At 38.0% G+C, this 12,290-nt stretch carries 11 protein-coding genes and 2 other annotated features; of the genes, 9 read left to right on the top strand and 2 right to left on the bottom strand.

From position 1 onward, the window contains the following. The first annotated feature begins 47 nt into the window (after window positions 1-47). The 3 genes from fosM (at window position 48) to metG (ending at window position 3,375) form a co-directional block, all read left to right on the top strand. The gene (gene fosM, locus ABNX05_RS08865) at window positions 48-473 is read left to right on the top strand and encodes a FosM family fosfomycin resistance protein (RefSeq protein ID WP_349659376.1); all 426 of its coding nucleotides are present in this window, start codon (window positions 48-50) and stop codon (window positions 471-473) included. A gap of 55 nt (window positions 474-528) precedes the next feature. After that, entirely contained in the window at window positions 529-1,176 is a 648-nt protein-coding gene (locus ABNX05_RS08860) for an NIF family HAD-type phosphatase (protein WP_349659375.1), read from the top strand. 165 nt (window positions 1,177-1,341) lie between these two features. Next, window positions 1,342-1,608: a binding site (T-box leader), on the top strand. A 132-nt stretch (window positions 1,609-1,740) separates the two neighbouring features. Beyond that, window positions 1,741-3,375, top strand: coding sequence for a methionine--tRNA ligase (gene metG / locus ABNX05_RS08855; RefSeq protein ID WP_349659374.1), 1,635 nt, complete (start codon window positions 1,741-1,743; stop codon window positions 3,373-3,375). A 265-nt stretch (window positions 3,376-3,640) separates the two neighbouring features. Here the strand turns inward: metG and ABNX05_RS08850 are convergent, their stop codons facing one another. Continuing rightward, window positions 3,641-5,212 (bottom strand): 2-isopropylmalate synthase, encoded by a 1,572-nt coding sequence (locus ABNX05_RS08850; protein ID WP_349659373.1) that lies wholly within the window; start codon window positions 5,210-5,212, stop codon window positions 3,641-3,643. A 123-nt stretch (window positions 5,213-5,335) separates the two neighbouring features. Then, window positions 5,336-5,573 (bottom strand) — a binding site (T-box leader). Between the two features lie 279 nt (window positions 5,574-5,852). Between ABNX05_RS08850 and ABNX05_RS08845 the strand changes: the two genes are divergently transcribed. Further along, window positions 5,853-6,620 (top strand): HAD-IIB family hydrolase, encoded by a 768-nt coding sequence (locus tag ABNX05_RS08845; RefSeq protein ID WP_349659372.1) that lies wholly within the window; start codon window positions 5,853-5,855, stop codon window positions 6,618-6,620. A gap of 139 nt (window positions 6,621-6,759) precedes the next feature. Then, a complete protein-coding gene (locus ABNX05_RS08840; protein WP_349659371.1) occupies window positions 6,760-7,002 on the top strand; it encodes a hypothetical protein in 243 nt (80 codons plus the stop codon). Between the two features lie 422 nt (window positions 7,003-7,424). On the opposite strand, the gene ABNX05_RS08835 is transcribed toward ABNX05_RS08840, so the two are convergent. Beyond that, window positions 7,425-9,119 (bottom strand): methyl-accepting chemotaxis protein, encoded by a 1,695-nt coding sequence (locus tag ABNX05_RS08835; protein ID WP_349659370.1) that lies wholly within the window; start codon window positions 9,117-9,119, stop codon window positions 7,425-7,427. Window positions 9,120-9,430: 311 nt separating this feature from the next. On the opposite strand from ABNX05_RS08835, the gene ABNX05_RS08830 reads away from it, so the two are divergent. From ABNX05_RS08830 to ABNX05_RS08815, 4 genes are all read left to right on the top strand, one after another. Further along, complete coding sequence (locus ABNX05_RS08830; RefSeq protein ID WP_349659369.1) at window positions 9,431-9,925, top strand: DUF1648 domain-containing protein; 495 nt, start codon at window positions 9,431-9,433, stop codon at window positions 9,923-9,925. 124 nt (window positions 9,926-10,049) lie between these two features. Beyond that, window positions 10,050-10,706 carry a YdeI/OmpD-associated family protein gene (locus tag ABNX05_RS08825; RefSeq protein ID WP_349659368.1) on the top strand — a complete coding sequence of 219 codons (657 nt, stop codon included), beginning with the start codon at window positions 10,050-10,052 and terminating at the stop codon, window positions 10,704-10,706. 483 nt (window positions 10,707-11,189) lie between these two features. After that, window positions 11,190-11,627, top strand: coding sequence for a DUF1801 domain-containing protein (locus ABNX05_RS08820; RefSeq protein ID WP_349659367.1), 438 nt, complete (start codon window positions 11,190-11,192; stop codon window positions 11,625-11,627). After that, window positions 11,624-12,001: a VOC family protein gene (locus ABNX05_RS08815; RefSeq protein ID WP_197143839.1), complete on the top strand. Its 378-nt coding sequence runs from the start codon at window positions 11,624-11,626 to the stop codon at window positions 11,999-12,001. Before ABNX05_RS08820 ends, ABNX05_RS08815 begins: the two co-directional genes overlap by 4 nt. The last annotated feature ends 289 nt before the right edge of the window (window positions 12,002-12,290 follow it).

The raw sequence follows: 12,290 nt of genomic DNA, 5'->3' as shown, positions 1-12,290 counted from the left end.
ACTTGATATGAGGGTGAACGGTTATCTCATAGTTGGGGGACACACATATGACAATCCGAAACATAAATCATTTATTATTTTCAGTTTCAAATCTAGAGGAATCCATTGCATTCTATGAAAAGGTTTTTGACGCAAAATTATTAGTGAAGGGGAAAAGTACAGCCTATTTTGATGTAAATGGGCTGTGGCTTGCCCTGAATGTAGAAAAGGATATTCCTCGTAATGAAATACATCAATCCTATACACATTTAGCTTTTTCTATCCATGAGGATGATTTTGACAAAATGTATGAAAAGTTAATCCAACTTAATGTCAATATCCTAGAAGGTAGACAAAGAGATGTGAGAGATAAAAAATCGATTTATTTCACAGATCCAGACGGTCATAAGTTGGAATTTCATACAGGGACTTTACAGGATCGCTTGGATTATTATAAAAAGGAAAAAATGCATATGGAGTTTTTTGATGTCTAAAGGTTGCAACACTCTTTCTAATGAATACGTTGATAATAGTAGAAGGGGTGATTTTATGAATAAAGCTATTATTTTTGATATGGACGGTACTTTATTTCAAACAAATCTTATATTAGAACCAGCACTATCGGCAACGTTCGATGTGCTACGTGCAAAGGGCTTGTGGCAGGGGGAAACACCAATAGAGAAATACCGCAATATTATGGGTGTTTCATTACCTGTTGTGTGGGAAACGTTATGTCCTATGCATACGCTAGCGACACGGGAAGAAAGCAATGCATTATTCCATGTTAAGCTTATTGAACAAATACGAAATCGTCAGGGCGCATTGTATCCACATGCAGAGCAAACACTGTCTGCTTTGGCAGAAAACTATGATTTATTCATTGCCAGTAATGGGCAAACAGAGTATTTACAAGCGATAGTAGAAACCTATCAATTACAACGTTTTATCAAAGGTACATATAGTATTCAGTCCATTTCGAGTGGTCATAAATCGGATTTAGTGAAAAAGGTAATTGAGGAAAATGTCATTGAACGTGGGGCAGTCGTTGGTGATCGTTCTTCTGATATTCAAGCAGCTCATGACAATCAGTTAATCTCTGTTGGTGTTCGTTTCGACTTTGCACAGGAAACAGAATTACAGAAAGCGGACATCGTCATCGATGATTTAAAAAACTTACTAGATTTGAAGTTAGGCTAAAATTTTATCGACTACATTTCTTGATTTATCGAGAAGATTGAATGATTTATCACCCAACTTTTTTGATTTATCGCCTAACTTTTTCGTTTTATCGAGAACTTTCAGATATTTATCGACATGAGTTGCAATTCAAGGGTAAAAAGAGTAAGATAGTGGAAATCTATAATAAAAGCATTGATAAGGAAAAGTAAATTGGATAAGCATTATATAGAGAGCCTCTGTTGGTGGAAATGAGGTAAATGTCCCCTTTTGAAAATGACCTTTGAGCTTCGTACCGAAAGCAAGTTTGCGAGTAGATTACGACGAGATGGGCACTCGTTACAACAGCGGCAGTATCTCTCAATGAAATTTGAAATGAGACGCACTGATGGAGGCAAATAGTGAGAGCTATTTGTAAATATAGGTGGTAACACGGGTATACTCGTCCTAATCAATTTTGATTAGGGCGTTTTTTTATACATTTTTTCAGGTGTCTTGGTTAAGTGAATACAGGTTTAGATGAATAAAAATGGTTGATCAACACACCTTACACTTTTTACATTTTTTCGAGGGGAGCAACTTAGGATGACAATTGTTATTGGAGGCGCGTGGCCATATGCAAACGGTTCTTTGCATTTAGGGCATGTTGCCGCATTATTACCGGGCGATATTTTGGCTAGATATTATCGACAAAAGGGCGAGAAGGTATTATATGTTTCAGGAAGTGACTGTAATGGCACCCCGATTTCTATTCGGGCTGCACAGGAAAATACGACAACGGAAGCAATTGCTAATCATTATCACGAAGAGTTTTCAAAATGCTTCAATGAATTAGGATTTACCTATGATTTGTATACGCGGACAGATGCGCAGCACCATCATGAATCTGTTCAAACAATTTTTTTACAGCTATTAGCGAACAATTTTTTATACAAAAAGAAAATTGAACAGGCTTATTGTGAAACGGACAAGCAGTTTTTGCCTGACCGATTTGTCGAGGGGATTTGTCCAAACTGTGGTGCGATGGCACGTGGTGACCAATGTGATAATTGCTCAACCATTTTAGACCCGCTCGATTTAATCGATAAACGCTGCAAGATTTGTGGGAATGCGCCAATTATCAAGGAGGCAGAGCATTTTTACTTTGCCTTTAGTCAGTTTCAGGGAAGGCTAGAGACTTATTTAGCGGGGGCAAAGGCAGAAAAACGCTGGCGAGACAATGCCTTAAGTCTAACAGAGCGTTACTTGGCAGAAGGGGTTCCGGATCGTGCTGTAACAAGGGATTTACCAAATGGAATAGATGTGCCAGTACCAGGTTTTAAAGGCAAAAAAATATATGTGTGGATTGAAGCAGTAGCAGGTTACTTAACAGCGAGTTTGGAATGGGCAAGGCAGCACCAAATAGCGATTGAAGATTTGTGGAATGAAGAAACGATTTCATATTATGTGCATGGTAAAGATAATATCCCGTTCCATACAATTATATGGCCAGCCATTCTAATGGGGATGGGAGCGAAGGCATTACCTACACATATTGTATCAAACGAATATTTAACATTAGAAAAACGAAAATTATCGACGAGTCAAAACTGGGCGGTATGGGTGCCTTATATTTTAAGTCGATACGATGCAGATTCTATTCGTTACTTTTTAACAATGAATGCGCCAGAAAATCGCGATACTGATTTCTCTTGGCGAGAATTTATTTATAGTCATAATGGTGAATTACTTGGCGCTTACGGTAATTTTGTTAATCGTACATTGAAGTTTTTAGAGAAATCGTTTGATCGTCAAGTGCCTCATGCAGAGGTAGATGACACTATTCGAAAACGAACAACTCAGCTGTTTAATGATGTTGGGAATCATATAGAAGCGGGTCATTTTAAGCAAGCATTAGAGGCTGTTTTTGAATATATTCGTGCGGCTAATCGCTATTTTGACGAGCAGCAGCCATGGCTACAGGTGAAAGAGAATGTGGAAGCTGGAAATCAAACATTAGCGACATGTGTTTATATCATTGCCAACCTTGGACAGCTATTACATCCATTTTTACCGTTTTCAGCTGAGAAGGTGAGAAAAATGTTAGGGATCAAAGAAGTGAAGTGGCATGAACAAGTAGACTTACCAACAAGCATTAGCGAAGTGACACCGCTGTTTGAACGTCTTGATGTGGCACTAATTGAAGAGGAATATCAAAAATTAGTTGAGGGCAGTCGATAGGAAAAGTAAAAGCAGTATGACTCGAAATAGTGTCATACTGCTTTTAACTTCTTTCAAATGAAAGTAATTAAAGCCTCCGGCGAATGTCACGGCATCGGAGAGGAGTGCTTAGGGGAATTATCGCATCCATGCGATAACGGCTAACTGACCTGCATCGGTACCTGTGGCAATACCGAAATGACCGACATCGTGTCGGCCCTCGTGCAGGCCTAAGTACAAAGCCGATTCTGGACGCAATTATGCCGAGGCACAATTGATCTATTATTTAGTTCATAACAGGCGTTAATTTAGCAACAACAATACTGTTGATGGCATTAATATAAGCTAGCGCACTCGCTTTTAAAATATCTGTATCTGCAGCTTTTGCGATATATTTTTCACCTTCATGCTCGATTGTTATTTTTACTTTACCAAGCGCTTCTTTACCACGAGAAACACTATTGATATTATACTCTACAAGTTTCACATCGATGTTTGTAATTTCTGCGATGGCTGAATATAGGGCATCAATTGGACCTGAGCCAACTGCACTTGCTTTAAATATCTCCCCGCCTTTACGTACTTTCACACTTGCTGAAGGGAAACTTACGTTGCTGACGACTTGTAAATCATCGAAATCAAAGAATTGATCACTATAGTGAGTGGCGTTAGCATTGTTTGCATCATGCTTTTCATAATAGCTTTCTACAATAACATATAAATCGTGATCGTAAACTTCTTTCTTTGCATCAGCCAGCTTTAAGAAGCCTTCGAAGATTCCTTCAAATTCATCCGCTGTAAGATTTGAAAAGCCAAGTTTTTCAAGAGCATTTTTCACCGCGTGACGTCCAGAGCGAGCTGTCAGGACTAGCTCCATATCGTCAAGACCTACATCTTCTGGATGGACAATCTCATAGGCATCACGAGATTTAAGAAGACCGTCTTGATGAATACCAGATGAATGGGCAAAAGCATTATCTCCAGTAATCGCTTTGTTTACTTGTACGTCTAAGCCCATAAAGCTTGAAACAAGACGAGACGTATTCATAATTTCTCTTGTGTTGATACGCGTCTCAGCATTGTATACCGAGCTACGTGTCTTCAATGCCATGACTACCTCTTCTAATGCAGCATTTCCTGCGCGTTCGCCAATTCCGTTAATTGTACATTCTACTTTATCTGCGCCGTTTTTAATCGCAGCAAGCGTATTAGCAGTTGCCATTCCAAGATCATTATGGCAATGAACACTTAACAGAACGCTATCGTCTAAGTTTTTCATACGATCATTTAGTTTATAAATCATCGCTCCAAATTCTTCTGGTTCTGCAAAGCCAACTGTGTCAGGCACATTTATCATTGTTGCACCAGCCTTCATTACGGCTTCGATGGTTTTCCAAAGATACTCGAAATCTGAACGAGAAGCGTCTTCTGTTGAATACTGGACTTGTGGTAGAAGAGTTTTCGCATATTTTACTGCATCTACGCCAATCTGTAGAATTTGATCCTTGGATTTACTAAATTTTTTCTCAACATGAATATCAGAAGTACCGAGTACCATATGAATCATCGGATTTTCTGCATATTTTACAGCATTATAAACAGCATCAATATCTGCCTGTACAGCACGTGCTAAAGCAGTAATCATAATGTCGCTTGTATTCCCAACTTTTTGTGCAACAGCTTTAACTGCATCAAAATCTCCTTGTGATGAAGCGGGGAACCCAGCTTCGATAATATCGACGCCTAATTTTTTGAGTTGCTGAGCAATCTCTACTTTTTCATATAAATTCAGTTTTGCACCTGGCACTTGCTCGCCATCACGTAAAGTCGTATCAAACACCCAAATTTTTCTTCCCATTTTCAAACACTCCTTTTGTAGTAGTAATATTGATATTGTCTCTGCTTTTAACCTTTAGCTCTGCTAGAGACGAAATCCACACCTAGGCCAATAAAAATAAAAAAACTCGCCTCTATATAAAAATATAGAGACGAGTTTATGCTCGCGGTACCACTCTAATTGACTTTCTCTTTACAGAAAAAGCCCCCTTATCGACAGCTGTCACTGTCTATCCCGTTAACGGAGGAAACCGACGTCCCTTACTTAAAGTTCAGGGAGTGGCTCATGGACGAGTTCAAAATGTGTGCCTATCGGTTTGCACCAACCACCGACTCTCTACAAGTACACTTTCATTTCTACTATTTCCAATCTTGGCCTACAATAATGTGTTGTTGAAAGCAATAATACTGCGATATTTTTGATTTGTCAATAATATTCTAAAAATTATTTCTTTTCTGTCTTGTTTGAGGTCATTCATTTATTATGAAATCAAACATTTGATAATGATAAAAAAATTCTCTTATTTGGTTCATCGGACGCCCCCAGCCGGAACGGAAATCAACCCTACGTTATGATAATAATCACTATTATTTCTACAATAAATGTAAATATTTATGAGATAATAAATGGGTAATTAACAGTTTAGAAAGAGGGCGTGACAATGAAATTTGTATTTGATTTAGACGGTACGATTTGCTTTAAGGGACAACCATTAAGTGAGGGAGTTACTAATGCTTTAGAAGCTTGCATCGAAAACGGGCATGAAATCATTTTTGCATCAGCTCGTCCGATTCGTGATTTACTACCAGTATTACCTGAAACAATGCGAAAATTTTCAATGGTAGGGGGAAATGGTGCATTTGTTGCACGGAACGGTGAAATTATTGAGGTAACAGCATTTGAAGCAAAAATTGTAGAAGAGATTCAAAACATTATTTCAGCATTTGGATTGCCGTATTTAATAGACGGTGATTGGGATTATGCATATACAGGTAGTGAGACACATCCAATTTATCAAAATTTAGATCCATTAAAACTTGCGAAAAATGTTTCGTTGCAAGAGTTGAAGGATATAGTGAAAGTTGTATTATTCCCTGGAGAGCAACGTAATGAAATAGTAGGCGAACTAAAAAAACTACCAATCTCGTTGTATGAACATACATCTGAAAATATTGTAGATATGAGCCCGAGCGGTATAGATAAATGGAATGGTTTAACGAAGTTAGGTATCGCTGAAGGTGAATTTATCGCATTTGGTAATGATACGAATGATGCGTCCATGTTTGCAAAGGCAAAAGAAAGCGTTTGTGTAGGTGAACATAAAGTACGTGAGCTTGCGTCCTTACAAGTACCAAGTGAGGAAACGGCAATTATTAAGATGTTAAGTGTGTTAAATGAAAAGTACAAGGAAGAGGCTGTAATTGATTAGATTCCCGTGCTACTCGTGCTGGGAATTATTAGAAAATCGAAGAATCCTGTACACATAAATGAATGTCATCGATAGATACCATCTAGGGATAATCAGAGCCCATTCTCATATAGGAAGATGTTAAAAAGGAGAAGACGATATGGCAGATTCTAACACAATTTTGTTCCTATGGCAGCTCTCATTTTTCATTTTTGGAGTCACATTAATAGTAGGTATTTTTAAAAAGTCTTGGGTTTTTATGCTGATAAGTACAATTACATTTTTGCCTATAGCATTTTATTTTTTATTAGGAGCAAAAAATTCTTTTAAATATATTGGACTAACACCAATTATTCTTTTTATATTAACTGTACTATTTTGGTTTTTAAAAAGAAAAGGATAAATATATTTGTTTTATGAGCTGACTTTGCACTCGTAGAATCAATGATTTTCTACGTTTTACCAGGTAGATGCTTTGAAAACAGCTCATACGTTTAACTATAGTCGTTGTGCTTCGAGGCATAATATTGTTAAAATGCATGCAATGTATTAAGTTGATTGGAGTGGAGGCTGGGCGACTCCTTGGGGATCAGCGATATAGAGGAACGAAGGCTAAAAGCATCACGTCCTGTGATAACGCCTTCGTAACCAACATCGTGTTGGCCCGAGACCCTGCAGCGAAGCGGCTCATCGGACGCCCCTAGGAAGCTTTGCTCTGTGCGAAAGCGTAGTGCTAACGTAGCGGCAGCAACAAAGCGCCCAGTCGGAACGGAAATCAACCACACGTTATGATAATTAGCTATTATAGAAACTTTACCAAATTCCTTACTCCACTTTAAAACGCGAAACCTGTGTTTGTAATTCCTCGGCCATGTTTGATAGTGTGGCAGCGGAAGCGGCCACTTCTTCAATAGTCGCAAGCTGTTCCTCGGAAGCAGAAGCTACATTTTGTAGATTGGAAGAAGACGTCTGTGCGATTGTTGCAATTTCATCAAAGGATGCGTAAATTTGCTCAGCGCTTGATGACATTTCCTCTGAAACTGTCGTTGCTTCTTGAATTTGTTTGGATACATGCTCGGTCAGTTCAACGATTTTTGAGAAGCCTTCCTCCGCTACTTTTACAACTTGCATACCTACTTGAACCTCTTGTGTACCGGTATCCATAACAGCTACGGCGTGGTGTGTATTCTGTTGGATTTCTGAAATCAAAGTTGAAATTTGTTCAGCAGATCGTTTGGATTGCTCCGCTAATTTTTTTACTTCATTCGCAACTACTGCAAATCCTCGACCATGATCTCCTGCACGTGCTGCCTCAATTGCAGCATTCAATGCTAGTAAATTTGTTTGCTCTGCAATATCTGTAATGAGGCTAATAATATTTCCGATTTCAACAGAATGGTTTTCTAAATCTTTCACAACGCTAGCAGATTCTAAAACCGCTGAATTGATTGTGTCCATCTGTGTAATAACACGGTGTAGTGATTCATTTCCTTTATTCGCTTCCGTATTTGTCTCTATAGCAAGCTCTGAAACAGCAGCTGTAGTCACAGCCAATTGTTGAATGCCTTTTGTCATAGTTTTCATAGCTACCGAGCTTTCAGTAGCGTTTTTCCCTTGAGCTTCGGAGCCGCTTGATACTTCTTGTATAGAGGAAGTGATTTGTTCTGTCGCTTGAATAGTTTGTTCAGCACTTGCGGTTAGCTCAGCGGCAGAACCACTTACTTGTACAGTGTTATGACGTACATTTGTAATAAGATCCTTTAAGTTTGCCGCCATTTGATTAAAGGCAAGTGCTAAATCGCCTACTTCATCACGATTTTTAATTTGAATTTGCTCAGCTGTCAAATCGCCCCCAGCAATCTTTTTCGCAGTCTTTGCCATTCCCCTGATTGGGCGGGAAATAAGGCTTCCCATGATCATAGCAATTATCAGACTAATGACAACAGCAAAGATACCAAGAATAATCATTTGGAATTTAATATCTTGAATTTCTTTTGATGTAGCAGCGATTTTTTCTTTTATATATTCATCTTGGTAGTTAGCAAGGTTAGCTACACGTTCATCGAATTGTTTAATAATTAGTCGGCCTTGTGTGCTATCAAGCTTTACATATTGTTCTGTTTCTCCATCTGCCTTTAATGAAAACATTCGATCTGCGAACTGTTGGACATCTTGCTCGCTTTTATTGATTGCCTCTAATAATTCAATTGATTTTTGAGAATCGAATGATGCCATTAATTCATCATATTTCTTTTTAAATTCTTCACGGGACGCCGTATTACTTTGAAAATTTTGCTTGTCTCCAAGTAATAGATAGCCTCTCATATTTACAATTTCTTGTTTAGCAATTGCGCGGAGCTCTTGTATACTAATAGATTTTGTTGTTTGTTCTTCAAGTAACACGCGATATGTCTTGTTTACGGAATTAAGCTGTTTAAAATTTAATCCGATAGTGCCAATTAATACTAAAATAACAATAAAAAAACCGAGTGTTAGCTTCTTATAGATAGTAAATCGCATAGTTGTCGTTTCCTTTCTCAGTAATTTAGTAGAAATGTTACAAAAAAATGAAATATGTATATACCATTTATATCAGATTATATTAATTTTACAAAGTATTATGAGAATTTCTACTATATTGAATAGGAAGAGTAAGGACGTAAGTTGTAGATAAAATGATAAAAAAGGTAGAATAAAGTGCCGTTTCACTGCTAGTGAAAGCGGATAGTTATGTGTATATTGCAAACAATTAAGACAATTTGCGCAAATTTGAAACTAAATGAATTGTAGTAACGTAGAAATGGTAAAGGAATAAGCAAGGATGTGGGAAGATGTATAGGCCTGTTTTGAAATTGCCAAAAACAACATATGAAAAGATTTGGGACTATATCGGTGGTGGATTATTTGTACTGTCTATCCTTTATATTTTTGTCATGTGGGGCAAACTACCTGAGGAGATTCCAGGACATTTTAACGGAGCAGGAGAAGTTGATCGCTGGGGTTCCAAAATAGAATTATTTATCCTTCCGTTTATTGGACTATTTCTATGGATTTTTCTAGGGTTCCTTGAAAAGGTTCCGCATACGCATAATTACCCAGCACGCTTAAATGAAAGTAATGTTGAGGCTTTTTATTTAAATAGCCGAAAAGGATTGAATGAAACAAAAAACCTCTGTCTCATTTTATTTGCAGCTATATCATTCCAAATGATACGTATTGCACTTGGGGAGACAGAGAATATTGGTTGGTGGTTCTTGCCGATTGTGCTAATTGTAATAATCCTTCCCATTGTTAAAGCAATAGTTGTGGCTACAAAAATTAAATAACTTATCTCAATTTTAAACGCTCGAGAAAATTTGAGCGTTTTTTTGTACGAATTTTTCATTAAATCAGCTATACTATCAAAACTAAGAGGAAATTGTATGGATCATTAAAAGAGGTGTCAAAACTATGCAAAAGAAATTTAAAGTTAAAGATGGATTGTCCATTGCTATTCATAATCAGCCGCAGGATATGTTACTAGAGGGGATACCCCAATCAAGGAATACACCTCATGATCGAATCATTACCTTTGTATTTACTATTGATGAAATGGTAACGTACTTACAAAATGAAATAAAGTTAAACACTCTCGTGGAACAAGGCTATTTATTTTTTGTGTATCCGAAAAAAGGGAATAAGAAGTATGAACAGTTTATTCATCGCGATGAAATCTTCCCGGCTATTCAAGTAGATGATGAAAAATACATTGTTGGCAGTGATTATAAATTTGCGAGTCTTATGTCTTTAGATGAGACATTTTCAATATTAAGCATAAAAAGAGATGGCAAAAGCCGTGGGAAGAAGAAGACAGCGAGTAGTCAATGCGTAAGCGACTATGAAGGTATGATTCCTCAATTGCGTGATTCACTTGCGGAAAATACGGATGATTTAACATTTTGTGATGGATTAACACCGGGCTATCAAAAAGATTGGGCCCGATATATTTATAGTGCGAAAAAGGAAGAGACGCAGGTAGCTCGCTTGGAGGAGATGCGTGAAATTATTAGACTAGGCTACAAAACAAAGGAATTATACCGAAAAGCAAAGGCAGAAGGTAAAGCATAAATAACAAAGAGACTTTATTGATTCCTTTTAGTGATGCTATATTCATTGTAATTGGCAATCCTATGATTAGCCTAGTATCCATTACACAATAGAGCGATTAAAAACGGAAATCAGATTGGCTCATCATAAAAAAATAGGGATGATACTTAGTATGAAATTTAAGTTGATTGGAGTGTAGACTAGGCGACTCCTTGGGGCTCAGCGATATAGAGGAACGAAGGCTAGAGCATCACGTCCTGTGATAACGCCTTCGTGACCAACATCCTGCTACTGTCACTACGTTAGCACTACGCTTTCGCGCAAAAAACATCTGTTGCCCTAAGCGGCTCAGCGGACGCCCCCAGGAAGCTTTGCTCTGTGCGAAAGCGAAGCGTCAGCGGCAAAGCGCCTAGTCGGAACGGAAATCAATTCTACGTTATGGAAAGAGTCTTTTATAAAGATATACACCTAGCAATAATACTATATTGAAAAGGGGGACAGAGTATGAAAAACACTTATATTGAGCAAGTAGATGAAAAATGGCAGGAGGGTTTTGCCAAACTTGTAGATGTGGTAGAAAGCAATTTACCAGAGGGTTTTGAAGAAAATTTGAATTATGACATGATAAGCTATGTTGTCCCGTTATCTACTTATCCGAAGGGCTACCATTGTACACCGAATACTCCTTTACCCTTTATAAGTCTTGCTGCACAAAAACGTCATATTGCGGTTTATCATATGGGCATTTATGCAGATCAAGCGTTACTCTCGTGGTTCCAAGAGGAATACGCGAAACGAGTTCCAACAAAGCTTAATATGGGGAAAAGCTGTATTCGTTTTACAAACACTAAAAATATTCCGTATGAATTAATTGGAGAGCTCGTTTCGAAAATGACGCCAGCGCAATGGATTACAAAATATGAAGGGGAGTTAAATAAATGAAAAGTGCCACTACGTTTCTAATGTTTCAAGGACAAGCCAATGAAGCTATCCAGCAATATCAACAATGGTTTTCGGAGTTACAAGTAGAAAGCTTAACTTATATGGAAGACTCACAACAGGTTGCAATGGCTGTTCTTCATTTAAAGGGTTTGAAAATAATGGTGAATGATAGTGTGATACAACATAACTTTACATTTACACCGTCAACTTCTATCTTTGTGGAATGTGAGTCTATAGATGAAATCGACAGTCTGGTTGCTCAAATTTTAGAGGGTGGACAGGCATTAATGCCGCTTGATAATTATGGGTTTTCAAAGAAATTTGCCTGGATTCAGGATCGTTTCGGTGTATCTTGGCAACTAACATATAATTAAATTTAGGAATAAATGAATATGCCTCATCGTCAAAGTTAGGGATGACTTTTTTAAAAACGTATACTATGTGTATAAGTTGATCTTCGTTAGAACTGGGCGACTCCTTGGGGACCAGCAATCGAGGAACGAAGGCTAAAAGCATCACATCCTGTGATAACGCCTTCGTGACCAACATCGTGCTGCCCGGGTCCCTGCAACAAAGCGGATGTTTTCTGTGCGAAAGCGAAGCGTCAGCAACAAAGGGGATGTTTTCTGTGCGAAAGCGAAGCGTCAGCAACAAAGCGCCCAG

This window comes from Lysinibacillus zambalensis, from assembly GCF_040183165.1.
Classification (GTDB): Bacteria; Bacillota; Bacilli; order Bacillales_A; family Planococcaceae; genus Lysinibacillus; species Lysinibacillus zambalensis.
The sequence above is the reverse complement of the archived record's forward strand: the minus strand, read 5'-3'. Positions and strand labels throughout refer to the sequence as shown.